The organism is Motilimonas eburnea (genome assembly GCF_021295345.1).
Taxonomy (GTDB): domain Bacteria; phylum Pseudomonadota; class Gammaproteobacteria; order Enterobacterales; family CBDFNC01; genus Motilimonas; species Motilimonas eburnea.
This window is the reverse complement of record NZ_JAIMJB010000005.1, coordinates 127136-151990: the sequence shown is the minus strand read 5'-3', so window position 1 is coordinate 151990 and position 24855 is coordinate 127136. Positions and strand designations below refer to the sequence as shown.

Annotated in this window: 21 protein-coding genes; 12 read left to right on the top strand and 9 right to left on the bottom strand. The window is 48.1% G+C overall.

The features are described from left to right. Positions 1-2 precede the first annotated feature (2 nt). On the top strand, positions 3-3113 hold the full coding sequence (locus K6Y21_RS06670; protein ID WP_233071003.1) for a multidrug efflux RND transporter permease subunit: 3111 nt from the start codon (positions 3-5) through the stop codon (positions 3111-3113). On the opposite strand, the gene K6Y21_RS06665 is transcribed toward K6Y21_RS06670, so the two are convergent. Next, positions 3108-4949 (bottom strand): sensor domain-containing diguanylate cyclase, encoded by a 1842-nt coding sequence (locus tag K6Y21_RS06665; RefSeq protein ID WP_233071002.1) that lies wholly within the window; start codon positions 4947-4949, stop codon positions 3108-3110. The two genes, K6Y21_RS06670 and K6Y21_RS06665, sit on opposite strands and share 6 nt — an antisense overlap. Before the next feature lie 113 nt (positions 4950-5062). On the opposite strand from K6Y21_RS06665, the gene K6Y21_RS06660 reads away from it, so the two are divergent. Further along, a complete protein-coding gene (locus tag K6Y21_RS06660; protein ID WP_233071001.1) occupies positions 5063-6808 on the top strand; it encodes a D-arabinono-1,4-lactone oxidase in 1746 nt (581 codons plus the stop codon). A gap of 167 nt (positions 6809-6975) precedes the next feature. Here the strand turns inward: K6Y21_RS06660 and gcvA are convergent, their stop codons facing one another. Beyond that, entirely contained in the window at positions 6976-7908 is a 933-nt protein-coding gene (gcvA, locus tag K6Y21_RS06655; protein ID WP_233071000.1) for a transcriptional regulator GcvA, read from the bottom strand. A 104-nt stretch (positions 7909-8012) separates the two neighbouring features. Between gcvA and K6Y21_RS21455 the strand changes: the two genes are divergently transcribed. The 3 genes from K6Y21_RS21455 (at position 8013) to K6Y21_RS06645 (ending at position 10396) form a co-directional block, all read left to right on the top strand. Beyond that, positions 8013-8222: a DUF1127 domain-containing protein gene (locus K6Y21_RS21455; protein WP_432757980.1), complete on the top strand. Its 210-nt coding sequence runs from the start codon at positions 8013-8015 to the stop codon at positions 8220-8222. 60 nt (positions 8223-8282) lie between these two features. Beyond that, complete coding sequence (locus K6Y21_RS06650; RefSeq protein ID WP_233070999.1) at positions 8283-8687, top strand: GFA family protein; 405 nt, start codon at positions 8283-8285, stop codon at positions 8685-8687. A gap of 128 nt (positions 8688-8815) precedes the next feature. After that, positions 8816-10396, top strand: a complete 1581-nt coding sequence (locus K6Y21_RS06645) for a tetratricopeptide repeat protein (protein ID WP_233070998.1) — start codon at positions 8816-8818, stop codon at positions 10394-10396. A 3-nt stretch (positions 10397-10399) separates the two neighbouring features. Here the strand turns inward: K6Y21_RS06645 and K6Y21_RS06640 are convergent, their stop codons facing one another. After that, positions 10400-11047, bottom strand: coding sequence for a hypothetical protein (locus tag K6Y21_RS06640; RefSeq protein ID WP_233070997.1), 648 nt, complete (start codon positions 11045-11047; stop codon positions 10400-10402). Between the two features lie 101 nt (positions 11048-11148). Then, positions 11149-12300: a BamA/TamA family outer membrane protein gene (locus tag K6Y21_RS06635; protein WP_233070996.1), complete on the bottom strand. Its 1152-nt coding sequence runs from the start codon at positions 12298-12300 to the stop codon at positions 11149-11151. 150 nt (positions 12301-12450) lie between these two features. On the opposite strand from K6Y21_RS06635, the gene K6Y21_RS06630 reads away from it, so the two are divergent. The 7 genes from K6Y21_RS06630 to K6Y21_RS06600 all read left to right on the top strand — a co-directional run bounded on the left by K6Y21_RS06630 (position 12451) and on the right by K6Y21_RS06600 (position 17957). Beyond that, positions 12451-12906, top strand: a complete 456-nt coding sequence (locus tag K6Y21_RS06630) for a GNAT family N-acetyltransferase (RefSeq protein ID WP_233070995.1) — start codon at positions 12451-12453, stop codon at positions 12904-12906. Positions 12907-12929: 23 nt separating this feature from the next. Further along, positions 12930-13526, top strand: coding sequence for a glutathione S-transferase family protein (locus K6Y21_RS06625; RefSeq protein ID WP_233070994.1), 597 nt, complete (start codon positions 12930-12932; stop codon positions 13524-13526). Between the two features lie 42 nt (positions 13527-13568). Further along, positions 13569-14048 (top strand): hypothetical protein, encoded by a 480-nt coding sequence (locus tag K6Y21_RS06620; RefSeq protein WP_233070993.1) that lies wholly within the window; start codon positions 13569-13571, stop codon positions 14046-14048. Positions 14049-14274: 226 nt separating this feature from the next. Then, on the top strand, positions 14275-14931 hold the full coding sequence (locus K6Y21_RS06615; RefSeq protein WP_233070992.1) for a TetR/AcrR family transcriptional regulator: 657 nt from the start codon (positions 14275-14277) through the stop codon (positions 14929-14931). Then, entirely contained in the window at positions 14931-15872 is a 942-nt protein-coding gene (locus tag K6Y21_RS06610) for an HlyD family secretion protein (RefSeq protein ID WP_233070991.1), read from the top strand. The genes K6Y21_RS06615 and K6Y21_RS06610 overlap by 1 nt, the downstream gene beginning before the upstream one ends. Next, positions 15869-16828: an ABC transporter ATP-binding protein gene (locus K6Y21_RS06605; RefSeq protein ID WP_233070990.1), complete on the top strand. Its 960-nt coding sequence runs from the start codon at positions 15869-15871 to the stop codon at positions 16826-16828. Before K6Y21_RS06610 ends, K6Y21_RS06605 begins: the two co-directional genes overlap by 4 nt. Beyond that, positions 16818-17957, top strand: coding sequence for an ABC transporter permease (locus K6Y21_RS06600; RefSeq protein ID WP_233070989.1), 1140 nt, complete (start codon positions 16818-16820; stop codon positions 17955-17957). The genes K6Y21_RS06605 and K6Y21_RS06600 overlap by 11 nt, the downstream gene beginning before the upstream one ends. A 44-nt stretch (positions 17958-18001) precedes the next feature. On the opposite strand, the gene K6Y21_RS06595 is transcribed toward K6Y21_RS06600, so the two are convergent. From K6Y21_RS06595 to K6Y21_RS06575, 5 genes are all read right to left on the bottom strand, one after another. Next, on the bottom strand, positions 18002-18958 hold the full coding sequence (locus K6Y21_RS06595; protein WP_233070988.1) for an aq_1923 C-terminal domain: 957 nt from the start codon (positions 18956-18958) through the stop codon (positions 18002-18004). Further along, positions 18958-21018, bottom strand: a complete 2061-nt coding sequence (locus K6Y21_RS06590) for a hypothetical protein (RefSeq protein WP_233070987.1) — start codon at positions 21016-21018, stop codon at positions 18958-18960. The genes K6Y21_RS06595 and K6Y21_RS06590 overlap by 1 nt, the downstream gene beginning before the upstream one ends. After that, the gene (locus K6Y21_RS06585; RefSeq protein WP_233070986.1) at positions 21018-21905 is read right to left on the bottom strand and encodes an SH3 domain-containing protein; all 888 of its coding nucleotides are present in this window, start codon (positions 21903-21905) and stop codon (positions 21018-21020) included. The genes K6Y21_RS06590 and K6Y21_RS06585 overlap by 1 nt, the downstream gene beginning before the upstream one ends. 192 nt (positions 21906-22097) lie before the next feature. After that, on the bottom strand, positions 22098-23834 hold the full coding sequence (locus K6Y21_RS06580; RefSeq protein WP_233070985.1) for an ATP-binding protein: 1737 nt from the start codon (positions 23832-23834) through the stop codon (positions 22098-22100). A 78-nt stretch (positions 23835-23912) separates the two neighbouring features. Next, on the bottom strand, positions 23913-24797 hold the full coding sequence (locus K6Y21_RS06575) for a LysR family transcriptional regulator (RefSeq protein ID WP_233070984.1): 885 nt from the start codon (positions 24795-24797) through the stop codon (positions 23913-23915). Between the last annotated feature and the right edge of the window lie 58 nt (positions 24798-24855).

Genomic DNA, 24855 nt, shown 5'->3' with positions numbered 1-24855 from the left:
CTATGTTATTGTCTGATGTCGCGATCAAACGCCCAGTATTTGGCATTGTGCTAAGCCTGTTATTAGTGATCTTTGGCTTAGTGTCATTTAGCAAAATGTCGGTACGAGAAATGCCAGAGGTGGAAAACCCTGTGGTCACTATCAGTACCAGTTATAGTGGTGCTTCGGCCTCGATCATGGAAAGCCAAGTGACAAAAACACTTGAAGATCAGCTGAGTGGAATCAGTGGTATCGACTATATAACCTCGGTTAGCCGCAACGGCATGTCGCGGATCACGGTAAATTTTTTACTGGATTGGGATATCACCGAAGGGGTGAGCGATGTGCGCGACGCGGTAGCTCGGGCGCAACGTCGATTGCCCGATGAAGCCGATGATCCCGTGGTTTCTAAAGACAATGGCTCGGGCGAGCCAGCCGTGTATATCAACCTATCCTCATCAGAAATGGATCGCACTCAGCTTACCGACTATGCCGAGCGGGTGCTCACCGATCGCTTTGGTTTTATTTCGGGTGTCAGTGATATTGGTATTTCTGGGGCTTTGTATCGCGTCATGTATGTGCAGCTTGATCCCGAGCTGATGGCGGGGCGAGGTGTGACAGCCAGTGACATCATCAATGCCTTAAGACAAGAAAACATGGAAACTCCAGGGGGTGAGGTGCGTAATGATGTGACGACCATGGCGGTGCGCACCAGTCGGCTTTATGCCACGCCAGAGGATTTTGGTTATCTTGCCGTGAAGCAAAACCCGAACGCCACGCCAACCTACTTAAAAGATGTGGCTAAGGTTTGGGTGGGAGCACAAAATGAAAATTCCACCTACAAAAGCAACGGAGTACAAAACTTAAGCTTGGGCATCATAGTTCAGTCGGATGCCAATCCTTTAACCGTGGCGCAATTAGTGCGCGCTCAAGTCGAGCAATTACAACCTATTTTACCCGCGGGCACTGAGCTGACGGTGGATTACGATGCCACCTTGTTTATCGACCGCTCAATTAAGGAAGTCTACTCTACCTTAATGATCACGGGTGGTTTAGTGATCTTGGTGTTGTATCTGTTTATTGGCCAAGGCCGTGCGACCTTGATCCCAGCGATCACCGTCCCTGTTTCTTTGATATCCGCTTTTATTGCCGCTTACTTTTTTGGTTTTTCGATTAACTTATTGACCTTAATGGCCCTGATCTTGGCGATTGGTTTAGTGGTGGATGACACCATCGTGGTCATCGAAAATATATTTCATCACTTAGAGCAAGGTGAAACGCCCTTGGTTGCCGCCTATAAAGGCTGCCGCGAAGTGGGGTTTGCCGTGATTGCCACTACCTTGGTTTTGGTCATGGTATTTGTGCCCATTGCCTTTATGGAGGGCATGGTTGGTCGTTTATTTACCGAGTTCGCTGTGTTATTGGCTATCGCGGTGAGTTTTTCATCCTTAGTGGCGCTCACCTTATCGCCAGTATTAGCGACCAAGCTATTTAAAGCTAAAGCCAAAAAAAGACCGATCGCACTAAAAATGGACGCAGCATTTTCGCGATTAGAGCAAGGGTACCAGCGCATATTAAAGCTCGCCGTCAAGCGGGCTTGGGCATCACCTTTGGTTATCTTGGCTTGTGTAGCGGGTTGTTACGCTCTGATTAAGGTTGTCCCCATGCAGCTTGCGCCACAAGAAGATCGCGGGGTGATTTTTGCTTTTGTCAAAGGTGCAGAAGGCACCAGTTATAACCGCATGGTCGCGAATGTGGAGCTTGCCGAGGCCAAGCTATTGCCCTTAGTTGGGCAAGGCGTTATCCGTTCTATCAGTGTGCAAGCGCCTGCTTTTGGTGGTCGCGCAGGGGACAACACCGCCTTTTTCATTATGCAGTTAGAAGATTGGCAGCAGCGCGATACCAGTGCTAGTGAAGCGCTTAAGTTAGTGCAGCAAACGCTGGTGGGGATACCCGATGTGCGGATTATGCCTATGCTACCGGGATTTCGTGGTGGCTCGAATGATCCGGTGCAATTTGTGCTGCGTGGCAGTGATTACGACGAATTATTTTCTCATGCCCGCGAGCTGCAAAACGTGGCGCAGCAAAGTGGTTTGTTCACCGGCCTCGATCTTGATTACGCAGAAACGACCCCTGAATTAGTGGTGCATATCGATCGTCCCCGCGCGGCGCAGCTTGGCATTAGTGTGCAAGAGATAGCCAATACATTAGAAGTGATGCTTGGGGGCCAAACCGAAACCACCTTTATTGAGCGGGGTGAAGAATACGATGTCTATCTCAGAGGGGATGAGAATCGATTTAATAATGCCAGCGATTTAAATCAAATCTACTTGCGTAGCCAAAGTGGAGAATTAGTGACCTTAGACGCGGTCACTGAAGTGGAAGAAGTGGCCTCGGCGCGCCGGTTAAGCCACCTGCAAAAACAGAAAGCGATTACCTTAAGTGCCAGTTTGGCATCTGGGGTGACCTTAGGGGAGGCCTTGGCTTACTTAGAGCAAGCTGCGCGTACCATGCTGCCACCCGATATCAGCATAGATTACAGTGGCGAGTCTAAAGACTTTAAAGAAAATCAAAGTGATATATTAATTGTGTTTGGCCTTGCCTTGCTGGTGGCATACTTGGTATTGGCTGCCCAATTTGAAAGCTTTATCAATCCGCTGGTGGTGATGTTCACGGTGCCAATGGGCATTTTTGGTGGTTTATTGGGGTTATGGTTGAGCCAAGGCAGTCTAAATATTTACAGTCAAATTGGCATGATCATGCTCATTGGTATGGTCACCAAAAATGGCATTTTGATCGTGGAGTTTGCCAACCAATTAAGGGATCGCGGTATGGCGTTTGAACAGGCTGTCGTTGCTGCGGCGTCAAGACGGTTAAGGCCGATCATGATGACGGCATTTACTACCTTAGTGGGCGCCATTCCTTTGATTTTATCAACCGGCGCTGGGGCAGAAAGCCGGATGGCGGTGGGCACGGTTATTTTTGCCGGCATGGCTTTTGCGAGCCTAGTGACCTTATTTGTGATCCCCGCTATGTATCAATTGATGGCGCGTCATACGCAATCGCCAGAGCATGTGGCAAGGTTGCTGCAACAGGAGTTACAAAGCAATGAAAATGGAAAACCTAGCTTATGAGTCATGGCCTGAGGGATGGATCAACTGTGCCGTGGGTTGCCACATGTGAACCTGATTGCGGCCATTTTGTTTGGCCCTGTAAAGTGCGGTGTCGGCGCGATTGAGTACTTGAGAAAGGCTATCATCATGATTAAACAGGTACACCCCAATACTGACGGTTACATTAAGGCGTAAACCATTATCTAAATGGATCACCCCATTGGCGACCGCGGCTCTCACTCGCTCTGCATAGTCGGAGGCATGGGCTGGGCTTTGAGTCAAAGCCAAGATGCTAAACTCTTCGCCACCGAGGCGCGCCAATAAATCATTTTCACGTATGTTTTGCGCTAACACATTGGTGACTTGCACTAACACTAAGTCTCCGGCGTCATGCCCATAGTTGTCGTTCACTTGTTTGAAGTGGTCAATGTCAATGGCGATAGCACAGGCTGACGTTTGGCTACGCAACATGGTTTTTATCAGCTTAGGTGCCAGCTCGTAAAACGAGCGACGGTTATTTAATTGAGTCAGGGGATCGGTTCGAGCGTCGTGTTCCGCTTTGGTTTTCGCTTGCTCTAACGCTTGCGTTTGCGCTTTGACTTGCGCTTCAAGTTGGGTGTTAAACTGTTCTAAATGAGCCACATGAGCGTCTCTGACTTGATCGCGTTCGCGTTTTAGATCCAGTACACGAAAGCCCATCGAGATGGTCAGTAAACCCATTTCAATCATGGCGCCTATCGCACCACTGTAAGTGGTGATGGGTAAGTGAGGGACGATGCCTACTTGGCGTAAAGCGAATTGAATCGTAATGGCCCCGCCATAAATGAACCAAGCCAAGGTAAATAACCGCACTTTTTGTTGCTTTGCTAAGATCAGATACACGCTGATGAAAGGCACCATTAAGATAACTAACATGCTTAACATCATGAGCAAACCGGCGACCTCAATATGGTCCAACAAGCCCAATAGAATAATAATTAACCCTAGCCACATTGCGTTCCTAACCAACTTGTCAGCCCAAGGAAGCTGTTCGCTGAGGTTAAGGTAGCTGCGCGCAAAACCGAGCGCCATAAACACATAAGCACCGGTCCACAGCACGGCATGATTAACAGGCACCCCATGCTCAAATTGCAAGAAAGTCCAATGGCCATCAAGGTGCATCAGGCTTATCGCTGAGGTAAAAGTGAGGCCGGAATAAAACAAGAAGCTGCGTTCTTTGGTGGCAAAAAATATCACCAAGGCGATAAAGCAGAAGATAAAAAAGGACGTGTAGATACCGCCGTAAAGGGCGGTTTCGATACTTTCATATTGAACGAAGTGGGCAGGGTGCCAAATCGCAAACCGGGAAAAGACGCCCCCCATCTTATGTGTGATGCGGGCATAAACCGTGTATTGCTCACCATAGGGGACATCAACAGGAAAAACCGCTCCTGCATTGGGGTATGGCTTTTGGCTTAGCGGCTGCTCACGGTTGTAGTGATATGTTTGGTCAATGCCCCCATGTCGATCAACCACGTATAGGTCGACTTGGTAAGGGCCTGGATCTGTGTATTCCAGCAAGTACCTTTGTTGCTTGGCATCTGAATTGCCAAGGGTAAACTTCATCCACAAAGGGTAGGCGAACACACCGCGCGATACGTCACCTTGGCGAGCTTGCCAAGGATAAGACTTTGAATGATAAAGTAGATCATTAATCGAAAACTGTGCATCTGGATCGGCTAATGTGGCGTAGCTCGCGTCGGTATTGGTCGCGCTCGCAACATCGATAATGGCCGAATGAGCACCTGCCCATGCCGTGAGTGGCAAGCTGATACTGAGTAACACAACGACAACAACTAAGACAGTTCGAGACCACATACCTTCGTTACAACTTGTTAACATTTAAAACCGTTTTGTGAGTTTCACCTTAGTCTTAAGTCACTAAAATGGCAATAATAGGCTTCGCATTTATCAAAGGTTAATGAAAGGTTATGCCAGTTTCTCAAATCCAATCAAACTATTACCGTCCTGAATCGATTGAAGAAGTGATTGCATTAGTGCGCGAAGCGAATCGCAATGGTCAGCAGGTGAGAGTGTGTGGTGCCGCCCATAGTCAGAGTTGGGCGATTTATACCAACTCCGTGTTAATGCAACCCAACGTAACTAACTTGGATCCACCGCCTTCAACATCAAAAGAGCTTAATTTGGTACTAGATAAAATTAATCATGTTGAGTTATACGATGTACAACATCATCTTGTCAGAGCGGGGGCTGGCGTCCACCTAGGTTATGATCCCAGTGATGTGACCCAAACCTCGACCCTTGAAAACAGCCTGCTTTATCTACTGTGGCACCAATACCAGCTGACGGTATCTGAGCTAGGAGGCATTACTCATCAAACCTTAGGCGGTTTTTTGGGAACGGGTTCTGCGGGCGGTTCACTCAAATATTCATTTCATGACAATATCGTCGGTATTCATTTTGTCGATGGCGAAGGTGAGTTGCGATATGCCAATCGCGATAAAGATGCTGATTTGTTTCATGCTGTATTGGTGTCTATGGGCCTGCTTGGGGTGATAGTTGAAGTAGAATTGCAATGTGAGCCTGCGTTTAATATTTGTGGCCAAGAGGCAACGGTCAGCTATCAGCAATGTGCTTTTGATTTTTTTGGCGAGTCAGCGGAAAAGCCTTCATTGCTCGACTTCTTTAATGATGTTGATTATGGCCGTATTAACTGGTGGCCCCAACCAGGCATTGAAAGATTAGTGCCTTGGCAGGCTCAACGACAGGCTCAGGTGGTGGGCTTTACACCGCGCCCATATCAAGAATTTACCGCATACCCACAGGTTGCTGAGCCAGTGATCAGTATTATTTATGCCATTCTAGGTAATTTGGATAATCCGATTCGACTCTATGAAAAGGTTCAGGCCGGTGATATAGCAATCCATAAGGTGATTGAAAATATTCATGACTATAAGCAATTCGGTGTATTTGGCGATATGTTTAGGCAATTGGTCGAACTGCTCACCTTGGCCACATCCGATGCGTTTAATGCATTTGTTATTGCGAATAGGAAAACGATCAAAGAACAACTCCCAACTATTTTGGCCCAGATAGTGAGTGTGTTTCAGCCGTTGGACAGTGATCGCTTGGGTATATCTGCGGGGAATCCACAAGTATTTCAAGATCATGCGCCTTGGGGCCTGCCGATGGATAATGAAGCCAGTGATGAGTTTCTCGATATTGAATTTTCTGAGCTCTGGTTTCCGGTCGGCAGAAGCGCTCAAGTGATGCAAATGTTACGAGACTATTTTGACAGTGAAACCGATCCAAATAAGAAGTTAGACCGAACTGGCTTATTTATGATTGAGGTCTACATGGCCAAGGCAAGTCAGGCTTGGTTAAGTATGGGTTATTCAGATCAACAAGATGAATGGCGCGATGGCGCGGTGCGTTTTGAGCCCCTTTGGTTTGTTGATTTTGCTGAAAATCCTGCCGAGCGCTTCTACCCTCAGTTTTGGAATTTATTTAAGGAAAGCAATATTCCGTACCGTTTACACTGGGGCAAGATGTTGCCTCTCCTCAATAAGCGCGATGGACAAGACACCATGGCGTATATTCGCCGTCAATACCCTAAGCTTGCCGACTTTTTAGCCTTGCGTGAGCGTTTAGATCCTCAGCAAATCTTTGTCACCGACTACTGGCGAGATCATCTGCAAATCCCTGCGAAGGGCTAGCTGAGACAGCGGCTTCTTGTGGTGGGCTTAAGATGCTATCGGCGGCAATTTGATCGACGAGCCAAGCCCTAAACAATTCGCCTTTTGGGTTAAGGGGACGGTTGCTTTGGGCGCTGAGGTTACTAAGTCATAGCCGCCATCATAGATGATGCTGTCATCAGCATTCCCTAGGAAGGACTAGTTGAGACAGCGGCTTCTTGTGGTGGGCTTAAGGTGCTATCGGCGGCAATTTGATCGACGAGCCAAGCCCTAAACAATTCGCCCTTGGGGTTAAGGGGGCGGTTGCTTGGCGTGACTAGGTAATAGCCATAATCTGAGGCTATGCTGGTGTCAAACAGGCGCACTAGCTGGCCATTGTTGAGCTCTTCACCCACTAAACTTTGTCTGGCTAAGGTGACGCCTTGCCCTGAAAGGGCGGCGGTGATGGCTAAGCTCGCATCGCTGATGCGCAGGTTATTGCTCATGGTTAAATCGGGGTAACCTGCTGCATCTAACCAACCTTGCCAATTACTGGTGTTAGTTAAAAAGTCATGAATAATCGGTATGTTAGCCAGATCAGTGACCTGAGTGATAGGCTTAGTTTGCAATAGTTTAGGTGAACACACCGGAAACAAGCTATCGCTCATTAGCGCTTCGCTCTGACAACCCTTGTAATCACCTAAGCCAAAACGAATGGCGAGATCAAAGTCGGACTGAGGTAAGTCTACCACCTGTAAGCTAGGCGTTAAGCGCACTTCGATATCGGGGTGTTGCTGGGAAAAATGCCATAACCGCGGTACCAGCCAGCGTGAACAAAACGAAGGTAAAGCAGAAATATTCAATGGCCCCGATGTGTTACCTAAGGTGACCTTTTTTATCCCATCGGTTAATAGCGTGAGGGATTGGCTGACATAGGGCAGTAAGGCATGGCCCTGTTCGCTCAGGGTTAGGCGCCGATTGTGACGGATAAATAGGGGGGCACCCAGCTGTTCTTCTAATTTGCGAATATGCTGACTCACCGCGGCTTGGGTGATAAATAACTCTTGCGCAGCTTGGGTAAAACTCAAGTGTTTGGCTGCACTTTCAAAGCAGCGCAATGACATAATTGGAGGTAAATGCATTAATAGATAAGTTTTACTTATGATTGGTTAAAAATCTATCGTTTGTTTATGGTGCCAGTCAAGCCTAAATTAATTATCAAGTTAATGGCTTGGGGGATTTTACTATGGAAGGTAGGTTAGCGCATATATCAACAATGGGGTTTTGGCAGCGATGGGGTAAGCTAGTTAATAAGATAAGTGCTACTTATGATTTGTGGCAACACAGAAGAACCTCAAGGCAGCACTTGGCTCAGTTGTCTTCGCATCAACTAAAAGATATTGGGATAGATCCTGCTCAGCGCGAGGAGGAAATCCGTAAGTATTTTTGGCAGTAGTTGGGTACACTCAAATGCATTTGGCAAGCCATTGAGGCAAGAGGTTAGAAAGGTTTCTATATGGAGAACATTCAAGGTAGCTGTTTATGTGGAGCTGTGAGATTTAGTTGTGAAAACAACTTTAACCAGTTTCATTTGTGTCATTGTCAGCAGTGTCAAAAAACGTCGGGCTCGGCTCATGCCGCTAATCTATTCACGGCGGTCGATAATATAGAGTGGCTAAGTGGTGCTGACTTGGTTAAGCGCTTTGATTTAGACGGTCGTGCTATTACAAGCTGCTTCTGTCAGGCCTGTGGTTGCTCCTTACCCTATGTTTCTGGCACAGGGAAGGCTTTGGTGGTGCCGGCGGGTAGTTTAGATGGTCAGCCTAATATCACGGTGGATGATCATATCTTCTGGGAGGAGCGTGCTTGCTGGTATGACACCGCGTTAACCAGTCAAACGTTTTCAGGGTTTCCAAAATAGTGGCTTAGGTACGAGTAGAAATATTTTTGCGATGACTCGCTATTTGCAGGTCAAGTATGTTACATAAAGACCTTAATTTAAGGATAAATGCCGTCGTCATTTATCGCCGTCTTAATAAGGTTTTATGGATGAAAAACACCTTTCTTTGGTCTCGTGTTCGCCTTGCCGCATTGCCCTTGGCTCTCTTGTTATCAGCTTGTGCAACCACAGATAATGCCGCTCGCCTAGCCGACTCAGGGCGCTGTGATGTGGCGTTAGAAGTCAGCTTGAGTGCCCAGCAAGCGAAGCAATGTCGTCAAGCGGCGCAGCAAGGAGATGCTCAGGCTCAATATCGTTTAGGCATGGCCCATGTGCAAGGCGAGTTACGCCAAGCTAATTTAGCCGATGCGGCAAAATGGTTTGGTTTGGCCAGTGAGCAAGGTTATGCCTTAGCCAAAGTGCGTTTAGCCGAAATGTACTTTATTGGTCAGGGCGTCGTGCAGGATGATGACAAAGGCTTGGTATTGCTTCACGAAGCTGCTGAACTGGAAAATCCTGAAGCCCTGTTTGTGCTTGCAGAGCTGTACCGACTTGGTGAGTATGTGGAGCAAGATCCTGATCGGGGTATGCAATACTTACAAGCATCAGCACGTTATGCGTGGGACCCCGCACGCGCTTTATATGGTGCGTTTTTAATTGATGGTCGCTATGTTGAGCAAGATATCCCGTCAGGCATTCATTTAGTCAAGTTGGCAGCCGCCAACCAAGATCCCCGCGGGCTGTATTTTTTGGGGTTGGCATACTACGAAGGCAAGGGCGTGTTACGCGATGATACCTTGGCCAGAGAGTCGCTGCAGCAAAGTGCAGAGCAAGGCTATCTAGCCGCTCATATTATGCTGATTGAGTTTGCTATTTTTGGCATAGGGAGTGAGGCCAGTGCCGAGCAAGCCATGGCATTACTTGAGCAAGCTGTGGAATCGGGACATGAAAAAGCCATTGCCCTAATGGACAAGGTGGTACAACAAGGCGGTGAACAGCCCAGCTTGGCGCAATTACGATTAAGCTACTACCTGTTTCAGGCTGAGCACGATAGCAATCGTGCTAAGGCAAACCTGGCGATTTTATATGCCGATCGAGAAGGCGAATTCTACGACTTGGCCAAGGCCAGAGCATTTTTGGCTGAGGTTGATGCCAGTGGCGATCCTTTATTGTTAGCCCGCTTGTATTTTTTGGCCAAACGGATAGCTGGGGTGAATGAGGCGAATGTATTTTATCAGGCCCTGGCTGCCATGGAATCGGCCGAAGCTTATTATGTGCGCGGCATGATAGAGGAAGAGGACAAAAAGTATGCCGAGGCCATCAAACTTTACCGTAAGGCTGCTTACCAAGAGCACCCTTTAGCCTGTCGTGCCCTTGGTGAGTATTATTTTTATGGTATCGGTGTGGATAAAAGCCTTTATCGCGCCGAAGGTTGGTTTAAATTAGCGGCGAAACAAGGGGATTTAACATCGCAATTGTATCTGGCGAAAATATATGAAACGTTAAATTTTCCCAGTTTTTTCCCCCTTGATGACGCTTACGCTTGGCTCAGCATAGCGGCAGACAATGGGTTAGCTAAGGCGCAGAGTTATCGTATCGAATTTGAGAAAAAACATGCCCTAAGCGATGCGGTAAAGCAAAGTGCTAAGAGCAAAGCTAAACGTTGGCAGCAAGAGATGACAAAGCAATAGTGATCAAGCTTCGCTGGCGCAGTTTGATTGATACTGGGTCAGCAATACCTTGCCTTGCAGCAACAAGCCGTGATAATCGGCTCGGAACAGCTGATAGTCGAGCTCAGGTGCGAAGTAGTAAGTGATGTCTTCTGCGCCGGTTTGCACCACAGGGATCAAGGCTTGCTCGCCCCATGGGGCGATGGTGTGTGGCGCTGGCGGTTGCCGTTGATATTGGTATAGCTCTGTGCCATCAGAGGCTTGGCGGATCAGAGTAAACTTGGTTTTACCTTGCATCACTAAGTGGCGAATCTGAATCGCCAAGGTGTCTACATCTCGTAGTGGGATGTACTTAGATTGGTAGCGGTTGATCTTTCCATCTAAGTCGACCTCTGAGCTGAGCCCGTCGGCGGCAAAGGCCACTTGCATATTGCGCGTGCGAAAGCCGCTGACATTTTGCGTAAACTCTTGAGTGAGCCAGCCTTGTTCGGCATCAGACCATTGTACCTTTGCTTGCTGCTGATACTGAGTTTTGATGCCTAAAATGCTCGCCTTGCTGGTGGTGTTGATTTTCGCTTGCTTACCTTGCCATGACTCGGTACGCGCCATGCTGCCGGTGTGAATGCCATTTAAATACACCGCAAATTCACTGTGGCGCTGACATGACTGCATTGCCTGCACCGAGGAGGCTAAGGTGAATAGCAATGGCAACCCATATTGCCAGCACCTGGTTCGTTTCTTGTTATGATTAAGTCGCAGCCGCATCATGGTTATTAAAACACTTCATTCACGTTGAGATAAAAGTTAGTGTCGTTCTTGCCAACACCGACATCGAAGCGCAGATTAATGTTGTCTTTTAGGTTAAAGCGAAAGCCGGTGCCATAGGAGCCAAGCAGCTCATCGCTTAACTTGCTGATGGTGGGGGCTACACTGCCGCCCGCGCCCCAAAATACCATGCCAAATCGATGATAAATCGGCAGGCGATATTCAATTTGTGCCATCATCATTTGCTCGTCACGATAGCGGCCTTTGATATAGCCGCGCATAGCGCTCGAGCCACCTAGATCTGGCAAATAATTCCAAGGCACATCGCCATCGCTAAAACGGCCCTGCACTTGCCAAGCGATGAGGCCGGGCGCAGTGCCACTAAGATCAATATAATTTGCGATCTCGGCGTTGTAAGTAGAAAACGAACTGTATTCGTTATTGTGATACCAACCCGCATCCAGTTGCAATAACCAGCCTGTTGATGCGTTTAAGCGATAATCGCGTGAATCATAACTGCTGCTAAGAACCACGCCGGTGCTGGTATTGCTTGGTAGTAAGCGATTGGATGAAATTGGCGTATTGGTCGGCTCGTGTTTTAAATCATCGGCTTTAGCATGGCTGACATCCGCACCTATGCCGACAAAGAAATGGTCGGCCACACGGGTCATAAAACGGGGGCTAAAGCGATAGAGTTGCTCATCAAATTCATGTTTATTGGCGTCATTATTGCCTGCGTCTATACCTTGGCCATAATACACCGCCGATTCATTGTGCAGTTCAATCTCAAACAGCAGCCTGTGTTTACCTTGGTTAAAGAAGGTCATGTTTTCAAATTCAACACCATAAGAGCCATTACTGGAAGCAAAGGAGTTGATCACCAAGGACGAAGGCTGCTCTTGCTTGGTTGCGCCCTGGGTTTTGTACAAACCTATCACCAATAGCCCTGCACCGAATTTCTTCTCGGGCGTGTAAAACGCGGTAGGCAAGTAGCTCATGTCGATGGTTTTACTGTCATCGAAACCGCCGTCTGCACCAAATACGGACAAGGTGTTATCTATAATGTCGGGCTCGCGATCAGCGGGTGTTTCAATGAGTGGCTCAACGGCATAACAGGCACTGCTGCAAATCAGTAATAGCAAAGAAATTGATCGGGTCATAATGGTTCTTTTATGGGTTAACTTGATACCAAACGCGGTCTAGCATCTCAAATTGGGCGAGATGATTCTAACATGACTCCTGAGCGGGTTAATGGTATTTTGCTTTATATTTCTTTTACATGATGTGTCCAGCAAGCTCGCTGAGCCAAGATGAACGCTGTGACTCATTATTTAGCGCCGAAGGATGCAGGCATGATTGCCGAGAAACAAGGATATGTGATTTACAATCAAGCCGATAAGGTTGATTTAATGCGGCTAAAAGCGTTGTTAGCCCAGTCCTATTGGGCGGCCGAGCGCAGCCTAGATGACATCGCCACCTCGGTGACTCATTCAGAATGCTTCTCTCTATACCATCAGGATTTACAAGTAGGCTTTGCCCGAGTGGTGACTGATTATGTCAGCTTTGCCTATTTGGCCGATGTGATAATCGATGAAGCCTTTCGTGGCCAAGGTTTAGGCAAGTGGCTGGTGGACGTGGCACTCAGCGATCCCCGCTGGCGAGACAAGCTACTAATGCTCGTCACCAACGATGCCCACAGCTTGTATCAGCGCCACGGATTTTCTAACAGCAACAAGGTATTAACCACGGCCGATAAGGTGCGCTGAGTTATTAATATAAAGGACAAATGATGCGTGTTTATGGTGATGTGCAGTCGGGTAACTGCTACAAGGTAAAATTGTTGTTGTCATTACTGCAACAAGATTATCAGTGGATCGATGTGGATATCTTGGCTGGCGAAACGAAAACCGAGCAATTTTTGGCCATGAATGCCAATGGCAAGATCCCTTTGTTGGCATTAGATGATGGCCGTTATCTGGCTGAGTCCAATGCGATTATGGGTTACTTAGCGGCGGGAACGCCCTTGCTGCCACAAGAGCCATTTCAGTTGGCCAAGGTGTACGAATGGCTATTCTTCGAGCAATACAGTCATGAACCTTACATCGCCGTAGCGCGCTTTATTCAACACTACCTTGGAATGCCAGAAGCTCGCCAAGCCGAATATGAATCGTTGCAAGCCGGTGGCAACAAGGCCCTTGCTATTATGGAACAGCAGCTAAAGCAAACGGATTTCTTGGTGGGCAACAGCCTGACCATTGCCGATATCGCCCTATATGCTTATACCCATGTGGCAGCGCAGGGCGGGTTTGATCTTAACCGCTACCCAGCCATTCAAGCGTGGTGCCAACGTATTGCCTCGCAGCCAAATTATGTGGCGTTGGGGTAAGTGAAATGACATGGTTTTCAGGGCACCTAGGTTGGTAAATAAATGAAATTGCTACTTACACTCGTGCTCTTTTTTGCCTTTATCCCAGTTATCACCAAGCTAACCGCACCGCCAGAAGTCACCGACAATTTTTTCGAGCAGGCGCGCAGCTTTTATGTTTTGGGTAAAAAAGGCGATCAATACCAAATGCTGACCTTACAAAAGGCGGTCGAGCAGCAAGCTGAATTCACCTATTTTTTGGATCAGCAAGAGGTTGTGCTTAATGTTGGCGATATCCACAACATTCAGGTGTTATCGACCACGGACGAGACTCAGGTAATCGAGTTTAATTACATGAATACCTACAGCGCCACCTCGACTTATCAAGTAACGGGCAACCAAATTAGGCCAATTCGATACAAGATTAACCACCATATGGGGCAAGTGTTCTTTTTCCCGCTAGCCATTATTCCGGCTTATTTGCTATCAAGTTTAGTGTTTGCTTGGCGAGCTAGGCGACGAGCTAAGCGCCAACCTGTTTAGTTAAACTTGTGGGAGGTGTTTGTGGGAGCCGCAGTAATGCGGCGATAAAGATAGCCCCCAAATCGCACTATTACTGGTGCTCCCACACAACCACCAAAGTCGCACCATCACTGGGGCGCCTACTGAATTCATCAACTTAGCCGATATTGAGGAATTTAAAGTCTCCCCTTTATGCACTTAGTTCACTAATATTCATCAATAGATGAATTATTGATGAGGTGTGCACATGGCGACAACTACCGAGCGAGCAGCGGGGCGGCCAAAGGGCGATTCCGATGCGCGTAACCGCTTGATTAACTCTGCATTGGTGTTGTTTGGTGCGAATAGCTTTGCGCAAGTGTCGACGCGTGAATTAGCGCGCCATGCCGAGGTGGATGCGGCGATGATCCGCTACTATTTTGGCTCTAAACTCGGCTTGTTTGAAAGCATGGTGCGTGAAACCTTGGCACCTGTGCTTGCCAGCCTGAAAAGCATTCCCGCTGCTGCTGCGCCTCAAGATTTAGCCAGTTTAATGCAGACCTATTATCAAGTGATGGCGCCCAATCCGGCCTTACCGCGACTGATAGTGCGGGTGTTACACGAGCCAGAGCAAAGCGAGCAACAGCGCATTTTGCTTGATGTATTTAGCCAAATTATGGACCTATCGCGGCAATGGTTAGCTCAAGGCTTAGTTAAATCAGGCCAGTTACGCGAGGGCGTTAATCCTGAATTAGCACGCTTAAGCTTGATTAGCTTGATGGTGTTTCCCTTGATTGCGCCGCCGGTGTTAATCAAGCAATTTGGTGTCGATATCAATCCCGATATTTTATCTGATTTGGTGAAGCACAATGTGGGCGTATTACAGCAAGGCTTGCTGCAACCCCACGCTCAGGAGGAGCAGTGATGAAAATTTTCGCGTTATGTTTTATGGGACTATTTTTGTTGGGTTGCCAAGAGGGTGAGCCTAGGGTGTTTGGTCAGGTTGAGCGCGATAGGCTGACTTTGACGGCCCCTGTGGGTGAGCAGATTGCCGAAATTTGGGTCAGTGAAGGTCAGCAAGTGGAAGCAGGCACCCCTTTATTGCGCTTGAATGACACCATAGCGCAAGCTCGGGTGCAGCAAAAACAAGCCGATTTAGCCCAAGCAAAGGCCAAGTTAGATGAGTTATTAGCTGGCGCCCGCAGTGAAGAAATCGAGCGCGCCGAAGCCGTGATTGCCGAAGCCAAAGCCAATCTGACTCAAGCGCAGCAAGACTTTACCCGTATTCAGCGCTTATATAAAACCCGGGTGTTAACCAAGGCCGATCTCGATCAGGCGCAAGCCGCCTTAGCCACGGCACAGGCAAAATTAGCGCAAGCGCAGCAAAGCTGGCAGCAATTACACAACGGTACCCGCAGCGAACAAGTGGCGCAGGGGCGTGCGTTAGTCGCGGCGGCGCAGGCGAATTTAGCGGTAGAACAGCAGCATCTTGCCGACTTGACCTTAGTGGCGCAGCAAGCCGCGATAGTCGATGTGATGCCATGGCGCGTGGGCGATCGGGTGATGGCGGGTACGCAATTAGTGGGCTTGCTAGCGACGCAGCGGCCTTATGTGCGCGCATATGTACCTGCGACTTGGCTTGATCGGGTAACCGTTGGCAGCTCGGTGCGCATTTTGGTAGATGGCCGAACAGAAGCCCTGAGCGGTACGGTGCGAAAGGTGCGCAGTGAGCCGGCTTATACCCCGTTTTATGCCCTGAATGAGCGTGACCGCGCTAGGTTAATGTACTTAACCGATATCGATTTAGATGCGGCTGGGCAAGCTTTACCCACTGGCTTAAATCTTGAAGTGGAGTTGTTGCCATGAGTGCGCCGTTAGCCATTTCAACCCAAGGCATGAGCCGCACCTTTGGTGGTTTAGTGGCGGTCGATCAGGTGGATTTAGCCATCTCGGCCGGCAGTATTTATGGCTTTCTTGGTCCCAATGGCTGCGGCAAATCGACCTCGATTCGAATGCTAACGGGTCTACTTAGACCAAGCGCCGGTGAGATTAAAGTTCTCGGTGAGAACTTAATGGGCAATGAAGATAAAATTCGCCGTCGCATCGGTTACATGACGCAAAAGTTTTCTCTTTATGAAAACCTCACCGTGCTAGAAAATTTGGCTTTTGTCGCGCGTATTTACGGCTTTTCATGGCGCAAGCGCCAGCAACGTCTAGCCGAGCTGCTGCAGTTATACGATCTAGTGGGACGAGAAAAGCAGCTGGCAGGCTCGATGAGTGGTGGCCAAAAGCAGCGTTTAGCCTTAGCCGCAGCGACCTTACATTACCCTGAATTATTGTTTTTAGATGAGCCTACCTCGGCGGTGGATCCGGAAAACCGCCGTGAGTTTTGGGAGCGTTTATTTGATTTGTGCGACCAAGGCACCACCATTTTGGTTTCTACCCACTATATGGACGAAGCCGAGCGCTGTCATGGTTTGGCGATTTTAGAGCGCGGGGTCAAACGAGCCGATGGCTCGCCGCAGCAATTGATGCAGCAAATGGCGGCGCAGGTATTTGAAATTGCAGGGCAAGATTTACGCAGCCTAAAACAAGCCTTAATAAAACTCCCTGAGGTACTTTCTGCCGCGCAAATAGGCAGTCGGCTAAGGGTGTTGGTGACCAATAGTGTGAGCGAGCCTTTAGCTTGGTTACAGGCTAAGGTGGAAGAAGCGCGAGGTGCAGGTGTTCAAATCGAAACTCAAATTGAAATGGTGCGGCCTAACTTAGAGGATGTGTTTGTGACTTGCACCGGACAAGGGAGGCATGGCGATGTTGCTTAGAATATTTGCTGTGGTGGTTAAGGAGCTGCGTCAACTGTCTCGTGATCGCATGACCTTTGGCATGATAGTGATGATCCCCTTGGTGCAGCTTATGCTGTTTGGTTATGCCATTAATACCGATGCCCGCCATTTACCCGCTGGGGTGGTGAATCTTTCAGCTAGCGCTTACGCACCGCGTTTAGTTAATGCGGTGCAAGCCAGCCAAGTGGTCGACTTTAAACGAAATTATGCCAATGTGATGGAAGCCGAAGCCGCGCTAACCCGAGGTGAGGTAAAAGCGGTGCTGTATATCCCGCCTGATTTTGCCGAGCGCTTGCTGCGTTTTCCCAATCAAGGCCAAGCCGAACTCCCTATTTCGGCGCAGCCCTTGGCACGGCCTGTGGCGCAATGGTTGGTGGATGGTTCAGACACGGTGGTTGCGGCCACCATTAAGTCGCTGCGGCAAATGCCCCTCAATGAAGTGTTAGACAGACCTGTTAGCGCCACGGTCGCAAGTTTAGAGGTAGTACAATACTTTAACCCCGAGCAGCGCTCCGTGGTGAATATTGTGCCCGGTTTATTGGGGGTGATTTTAACCATGACCATGGTGATGTTTACCTCGGCGGCCATCGTGCGTGAGCGTGAGCAAGGCAATATGGAGTTTTTAATCACCACGCCGATCCGCCCGATAGAATTAATGTTAGGGAAAATATTGCCTTATGTCGTTGTCGGGCTAGTGCAAGTCAGCATTATTTTGGGCGCTGGTCATGTGTTATTTGATGTGCCATTTCGGGGCGGGCTAGATTCCATGGCGCTGGCCTCCATGTTGTTTATTTGCGCTAGTTTAACCTTAGGGCTAGTGATTTCGACCATCGCCAAAACCCAGTTGCAGTCGATGCAGTTAACCATTTTTGTGCTGTTACCGTCGATTTTATTATCTGGCTTTATGTTCCCCTACGAAGCCATGCCCGTGGCCGCGCAGTGGATAGCCGAAGCCCTGCCAGCCACTCATTTTATGCGAATGTCACGCGCCATCGTGCTGCGTGATGCACAGGTGATGGAATTAAGCTTTGATGCCCTATGGCTGCTGGGCTTTACCTTAGTTGGGCTGGTGGTGGCCAGTTTACGCTTTGCTAAGCGGTTGGATTAATCTTTGGGTATAAAACAAGCCCCGCATTGGCGGGGCTGTTGGGATTATTGAATGACCTCTACGTCAAGCTGATTGATTAGCTTGATGATTTCTTGCCCATTGGGCCTGCCCGCAAAGAGGTTAAATATATCTATTACGACCACAGGCTCATCAGCGCTGATGCTAAGGCCGAAGGTGTCTGGATCATCGATAAAATCAGCGTAAGCTTCGCCGATTTCAGCGACATCAATGTTGATACCATCACGCTCGCCTTCTTTTTGTGCCTTTTCAAAATCATGGGTGAATTTTAGCTGTTCACGAGAGGGTACATCGTCGGGGGTGATGACAATTGATTTGCTGTATAAATCATAACTTCGTGCAAATAGGCCATGATCCTCCACCGAAACTTGCACAGAGGTAAATGCAATTTGACCCAGTTTGTGCATGTTTTGTAACGGGTTTCCTTCTACGAGTAGGGGTAAGCTTTGCCATTGTTCACCGGTTAACTGATGGAAAACAGTGGCCTTATTCTCGTCTTTTAAGGTGATGGCTAGACTCGATTCACCACCTGTTTTATCCAGCGAAAAAACGATCTCTGTATCTAGAGTGAGCTCTTGGTAAGCAAGATCAAGCAAGGGCTTGGCTACCCAATCAAGGCTTTGCAGTAACGCCATATGCGTTGGGCTATTAAAGTCGAACTTTAACCCGTTTAAGCTGGCATCAAGTTTGAGCTCATCATCGTCGTTGTTGAAATCACGCAACACGATGGCGTCAGCCTCTAGGTTGATGACCACGGCTTTGCGAAAAACCTGGGGCAAAGTTATGTTAAGGGTCACTTTTTCTAAGGTGGCATCTAATGTGAAGCTGTTTACGCTCATGTCTCGGTAGCTGATAAAGCGGTCGAGCTGGTGCTCCTTAAATGCGGTTTCTATTTTGCTTTTGGCAATGGACTGGGCGGTGAAGTGCCAGCCGATGATGGCGCATACGGCGATGGCAACACCTATGATGAGTTTATTCTTCATTACTGCGCCTCCTTGCTTGATTCAGGCGTCCATTGTGGAGCGGAATATTGTTTGCGCACTATCATGACGGGGTCATCCAATTCGGTACACTTGGCTTGCTGACAAAGGTAGCTGGCATCGACGTTAAGCTGTGGGATAAATAATTGGTTATCATCCAGTTTATCGTAACTCGCCCCGACAAACGCGGTGACACCATACCAATGGCCTTCTTCCAGTGGTTCTTCACTGTGTACATGCACTTGATAAGGCTCACCTGTGGTGTAATAACCGTCTTCTTTTTCATCAATCTTGAACACAAATGTGCCTTTGTGTTGCTTTCTGGCCATTGCTAATTCACCCAGATTAAAGCCGTAAGGAGAATTTAGCGGTCGATGTTGGTAGCTGTGAGCAACATAGATCGCAGGTTGGAACAGTTTTAGCTCTTGCTGCAAGCCATCGGCAATCCGGGTCCATTTGTCTGCTTTGGTTAAGCGTTCATAAGTGTTGTTCATTTCCAACGCGATACGCGCTTGTTCTTGCGCCCTTTGCTGAGCCTTGCGCTCTGCCTCTCGAGCTTCTTGTTCCGCTAAGCGTTTGGCTTGCTCTTCTTCACGTGCTTTTTGTTGGGCAAGTTGTTGTTGCTGCTTGAGCGTGCGCTCGAAATAGAAGTTGTTAGTTCTATCCCAGTTGACATAAGTGCCTTTTTTACGATGATGATTAACTCGATAGCTATAAAGTTTATGCTCATCACTGTAGCCATGGATTTTATTCACATCAGGGAAGCCGTCTACGAAATACACGGTATAACCGTCGCGGGTTCTTAAATTGTCGGTGAATGGGCGAAAGCTCTCTGCGATTAAGGGCTTGAATAAGTCTTCATCCATAAACGCCGCGGTTTCGCTGGTCATGACATAACCCGCACTTTCCGATAATTGAAATAGGCCGTTATAGGCATATACGGCGGGGACAAAGTAGTGTTGCTTAAGCTTAGGATCGGAACCCAGCCACATTAATAGGATGTCATGACCTTGGTTGATGCGTGCAACGGGATAGAGTTCCTTATCCTTTGGTAAGGATTTAAACGGGTAACCGTAGAGGAAGTGCGCTTTTATCTTGCCAAGGTTTTTACCATCTTGACGTTTAAACTTCAGCTTGGCAACGCCGTTAAGGTGGCCATCGATACATTCTCCCCCCTCGCGAGTAACCCTGACATAGGGTCGATCTTCGACCCGGATAGTTGGCGCATATAACAGGCACCCCGTTTTATCTTTGATCAATTGGTCGGGTTTGTCGCCTTGGTAAACAAATCCTTTTCTGCTTAGCTCAGGCTTCCAACCCGCCAGTTCAAATAATGCGGCTTGCTCGGCTGCGGCTAGTTCAGCTGCGGCTTGTTCAGCTGCGGCTTGTTCAGCTGCGGCTTGTTCAGCTGCGGCTTGTTCAGCTGCGGCTTGTTCAGCTGCGGCTTGTTCAGCTGCGGCTTGTTCAGCTGCGGCTTGTTCAGCTGCGGCTTGCTCGGCTTTGGCTTGCTCAGCTTTGGCTTGCTCAGCTGCGGCTTGCTCAGCTTTGGCTTGCTCAGCTTTGGCTTGCTCAGCTTTGGCTTGCTCGGCTTTGGCTTGTTCGGCTTTGGCTTGTTCGGCTGCAGCTTGTTCTGCAGCGGCTTGCTCGGCTTTGGCTTGTTCAGCTGCGGCTGGCGCTACGGAAGTATTTGCTACTGGGTTGGTGGCAGTAACATATTGAGGTTGCCATTGCTGAGATTTGGATAGACTACCCTGAAACAATACCTGCTCTTGTCGGTCGGTGACCTTGAAGGCGATGTCCTCGCCAGTTGGGCATTCACGATTAACAACGGTTGTTAGCTTGTTTAACAAGATGTCGACGGTTTGTTGTTGTAATTCTGTTGGGCTATCTGATACGAGATTCAGACTGATCGCCTTTTGGCACCATTTACCCTGTTGTTGGTCGGCAAATATTTCGACTTGGTCTTTTTTAGAATACGCTAATCTAGTTTGCTCGGCTGCGGCACTAAAGCTGGCATGAGCCAGCAGTAGTGAAGCACTGGTTATCACTATGCTGTATTTCATTAACCAAGCTCCCACGCACCATCGGCAGCTTTACAGGCATTAAAGGTTTCGGTTGATTGTTGCCCTTTGTCGCTGGTTACTTTCGCTTCCATGGTGCGACATTCGGTGGTAGCGACCAGTTCATCCTCGGTCAGTTCAATGCTGTCTAAATCAAAGCCGGTATCTTGCGATAATTGTGCGCTGGTTTGCTGAGTATCGATGGCGTCAAGATCGATGGCCGTGCGCATGCTTTGCTGTGCAGCAACTTCACGCTCTTGTTCGTTGATGTGATTGCCTGGGACATAAGGTTGAATAAAGTCGGGGTGTACATAACCTAAGGTAATACTGTTCTTGGCGACCATGATCCAACCATTTTCAACTGCGCCTACTGCGGTAACTACTTCGCCCTGTTTAAGGCCGCCTACCGCTTGATGTTCAGTGCTTGGCGTCGGTCTGACATTTAGGCTTGATTTGGTTTGATAGGGCTGGCTGATCATGGTTTTGACAGGTAATACTTCAACTTGCTTTAGTTTTACTACCTTCATCGTTTTGGTTTTTTGGGTCGTCGCAACTGGCGTGATAACGGCGCTGGCATTGGACGTTTCACTTTTCCAAACAGTCGGTTGGCCATCTTCTAATTCATTCATTGCTTGGGCAGAATGGCGCGCCATGGCTTGGCGATCTTGTTCATCAAGTGAAGCGCCAATGTAGTTACCGATGAGTGAGCCCGCTACGCCACCAATGATCATCGCAGCGACTTTACCACTGCCGCTACCAAAGGCGCTGCCGACTAACACCCCGGTTGCTGCGCCTAATAATGTGCCAACTTCTTGTTTATTGGATGCACAACCGGTTAAAAACGTGGTGCCAATAATGGTAGCTATGATGGTTTGATTAAAAGATTTCACCTGATTTTCCCTTTTACAATGGTATATATACGATATAAACGATGTTGTTAATGATTTTTTTGTGCATAGGTTAGCGGAAAAAGTTTTTATAAACAAAATATCTTTTAGATATCATTTTGTTCATTGCTGTGTGTCAAAGAATCGCCCGCCTATAAGCGAGTTACCTTGAGGAGGAGTGACAATTAGCAGAGGCTAATTTGCCTCGGGCGCACACAAAGGTAAGGTGAGTTTGACTTGGCATCCTTGCTCTGAAGTGACCTTGACTTGGCCGCCCAATAAGCCGGTGACTAAGGTGTAAACAATATACATGCCAAGGCCTGAGCTGCCTTTACCTAAGGAGGTGGTAAAGAAGGGATCAAATAATTTGGGCAAGTCATCGGCTGGGATCCCACTGCCATTATCGGCGACCTCTATGATGGCTTGGCGATTACCAAGGGTGGCATTGACGGTAAGTTGCGGCTGTTCGGTTTGAGCAAATCCGTGTACTAAGGCGTTTTGGACTAGATGGTCGAGTACCAAGGCCAGTGAATCACAGTAGCTGTCTAGCACGATGGGCTCGGCCACGTTTACCTGCACTATGACGCCTTGCTGCTCAAGTTTGATGCTGTGGTTGTCAACGGCTTGTTGGATCAGTATGGCTAGGTCGAACTTCTCTCTGTGTTGATCGCCTTGGGTGAGGGCCACACTGCGAAAGCTATTCACTAAGCTGGCAAGACGCTTCAATATGCTGTTTAGCAGTTCGGTATTTTCATTTAGCTGACCGCTTATTTGCATGACTTGTTTAAGTTTAATGCCATCTTTGCCTTTGCTCAGCGCTTGGTCTAAGGCGCTGGTTTGCTCATTGAATAAGCTAGACAGGGTGATGGCATTACCTAAGGGCGTGTTGATTTCGTGGGAAAGGCCAACGACTAAGGCATTGAGAGAGGCTATTTTTTGCGATTGCACTAACTGCTCTTGGGTTTGTTGCAGCAAGTGTAAGGTTTGCTCTAAACGTTGATTGGCTTCGACTAACGAATGGGTTTTTTGCTTCACTCGGCGTTTCAGCAGCACTATGGTGAATAAGCTGATCAGCAGTAATAGCCCTACAAAGGTCGTGCCTACCAAAACGTAAATATTTTCTAGCCGGCCTTGGGTTAGGTAAATAACTTCGAGCTTTTCCCAGTCTTGGGTTAGGCGCGCGATGGTACCGTTGAGTTTAAGCTCTTGAACCCCAGAGTTGAGTTGCTTAGCCAGCTGGTCATTGCCCTTTTTTAACCCTAAGTGAGTGGGTTTAGTTAAGATGGGCTGTTTCACGAACTTGATGCCCGTTAAGCCCATCTTTTGAATACTGTAAGTGCCAACCCATTTGTTGGTGGCAAAGGCGCTGAGCTGGCCGGCAAGTAACATTTCAAACCCGGCTTGATGGTCTGGGACTTCGACAATGTCAGCTTTACTTTGTTGGTTTAAGGTATCAATCAAAAAACTGCCTTTGGGTACGCCGACCTTTAAGCCTTTAACATCACTTAAGCCATGAATGGTCACATTGTCGCTGGTGACAAATAAGCTCATCTCAAATTCGAGAAAGCTAGGCACGAAGTCGTAGTCATGAATGCGTTCAGAATTGGGGCTAAACACGGTTAACACATCGGCTTGACCGGCTTTGACCATCTGTTGCGCCTGCTTCCAATCCGTTAATCGGTATTCAATTCTACGATTAATGGCTTGAGCCAAGGCAGGCAAAATGGAAGGAAAGATGCCTTTGGCTTGACCGTCTTCTAGCCATTCTATCGGTGGATAGTCTCGATCGCCGACAAAGCGAATAGCGGGTAATGAGGGATCGAGATCGGGCAAGTTTTCGCCATAACTAAAAACGGGTTCTGCCTCATTTGCATTGACCAGCAATGCCCAAGCGAACAACAGTAAGGCCCAGCAAGGTTTCTTTAGCGCCATCACACAAGCATATTAGTGGTTAGATAACCTGAGTATAGAAGTAAAGTTGGCTGCGTATCTGAGAAACTTTTCCAAATGCTAAGTTTGATGGTTAGCCATAAACTGGTTGGTGTGTTCGATAAAAGCCTGTAATTTCGCACTGCGCTTTGGCAGATGTGGAAACACCAAATAAATATCGCGCTGGCTGCTACTTTGGTCAGGCAAGACCTGCACTAACTTACCTTGGGTAATTAACGGCGTTAGCACAAAGTCGGGTAATTTAATGATGCCCAATCCTTGCACCGCGGCTTGGATCAATAACAAGTTATCATTTATCCCTAGATTGCCTTGGGTATTAATGGTTTGTTGCTCAAATTGCCACTGGGTGAGATGGGGATCGGATAAGCAATGATGATGAGCTAGATCGGAAAGCTGTTTGGGCTGACCAAATTTAGCTAGGTATTCGGGAGAGGCGCAGCAAATATGTTGATAACTAAGGAGCTTTTTCGCCACCATATTAGCTGGCGGGGTATTGGTGGCGCGAATGGCAAAGTCGAAGCGGCTGCTAGCCAGATTTTCGGTTTGATAGCCTATGTCTAAATCAAACCTTATGGCAGGGTGTTGCTGTTGAAATGCGCTGCACATAGGCAGTAAAAAGCGTTGGCTAAACAGCACAGGCGCGGTAATGCTGATTTCCCCCGTTATCTCACCCGCGGTTTGCGCTAGGTTTTTTTCCAAGTCGGCCATCGAGGCATTTACCTGGCGCATGCGCTGCAATACCTGATGCCCCGCGGCGGTGAGTTTGACATGGCGAGTGGTGCGTAGCAGCAAACTGACCCCAAGCTCTTTCTCTAGGTTACTGATTTGGGTTGATAAGTAACTTTTTGAAATGCCCAGCATATCGGCAGCGCGGGCAAAATTGAGCGTGTCGGCCACCACACTAAAGAGATGATAACGTTCAAAACGTTTGTGAGGCTTAAGCACTAATATCCACCTGTTCAATCTGCTTGTTCAATATAGCTAACAATCTAACAAATATATG

Bases quoted from the DNA above. Each gene is read 5' to 3' on its own strand.
- K6Y21_RS06620 (WP_233070993.1), top strand. From the start codon at position 13,569: ATGAAATTGCTACTTACACTCGTGCTCTTTTTTGCCTTTATCCCAGTT.
- K6Y21_RS06600 (WP_233070989.1), top strand. From the start codon at position 16,818: ATGTTGCTTAGAATATTTGCTGTGGTGGTTAAGGAGCTGCGTCAACTG.
- K6Y21_RS21455 (WP_432757980.1), top strand. From the start codon at position 8,013: ATGGAAGGTAGGTTAGCGCATATATCAACAATGGGGTTTTGGCAGCGA.
- gcvA (WP_233071000.1), bottom strand. From the start codon at position 7,908: ATGCATTTACCTCCAATTATGTCATTGCGCTGCTTTGAAAGTGCAGCC.
- K6Y21_RS06645 (WP_233070998.1), top strand. From the start codon at position 8,816: ATGAAAAACACCTTTCTTTGGTCTCGTGTTCGCCTTGCCGCATTGCCC.
- K6Y21_RS06595 (WP_233070988.1), bottom strand. From the start codon at position 18,958: ATGAAGAATAAACTCATCATAGGTGTTGCCATCGCCGTATGCGCCATC.
- K6Y21_RS06630 (WP_233070995.1), top strand. From the start codon at position 12,451: ATGAACGCTGTGACTCATTATTTAGCGCCGAAGGATGCAGGCATGATT.
- K6Y21_RS06590 (WP_233070987.1), bottom strand. From the start codon at position 21,018: ATGAAATACAGCATAGTGATAACCAGTGCTTCACTACTGCTGGCTCAT.
- K6Y21_RS06660 (WP_233071001.1), top strand. From the start codon at position 5,063: ATGCCAGTTTCTCAAATCCAATCAAACTATTACCGTCCTGAATCGATT.
- K6Y21_RS06650 (WP_233070999.1), top strand. From the start codon at position 8,283: ATGGAGAACATTCAAGGTAGCTGTTTATGTGGAGCTGTGAGATTTAGT.
- K6Y21_RS06640 (WP_233070997.1), bottom strand. From the start codon at position 11,047: ATGCAGTCATGTCAGCGCCACAGTGAATTTGCGGTGTATTTAAATGGC.
- K6Y21_RS06610 (WP_233070991.1), top strand. From the start codon at position 14,931: ATGAAAATTTTCGCGTTATGTTTTATGGGACTATTTTTGTTGGGTTGC.
- K6Y21_RS06605 (WP_233070990.1), top strand. From the start codon at position 15,869: ATGAGTGCGCCGTTAGCCATTTCAACCCAAGGCATGAGCCGCACCTTT.
- K6Y21_RS06670 (WP_233071003.1), top strand. From the start codon at position 3: ATGTTATTGTCTGATGTCGCGATCAAACGCCCAGTATTTGGCATTGTG.
- K6Y21_RS06625 (WP_233070994.1), top strand. From the start codon at position 12,930: ATGCGTGTTTATGGTGATGTGCAGTCGGGTAACTGCTACAAGGTAAAA.
- K6Y21_RS06580 (WP_233070985.1), bottom strand. From the start codon at position 23,834: ATGGCGCTAAAGAAACCTTGCTGGGCCTTACTGTTGTTCGCTTGGGCA.
- K6Y21_RS06615 (WP_233070992.1), top strand. From the start codon at position 14,275: ATGGCGACAACTACCGAGCGAGCAGCGGGGCGGCCAAAGGGCGATTCC.
- K6Y21_RS06635 (WP_233070996.1), bottom strand. From the start codon at position 12,300: ATGACCCGATCAATTTCTTTGCTATTACTGATTTGCAGCAGTGCCTGT.
- K6Y21_RS06665 (WP_233071002.1), bottom strand. From the start codon at position 4,949: ATGTGGTCTCGAACTGTCTTAGTTGTTGTCGTTGTGTTACTCAGTATC.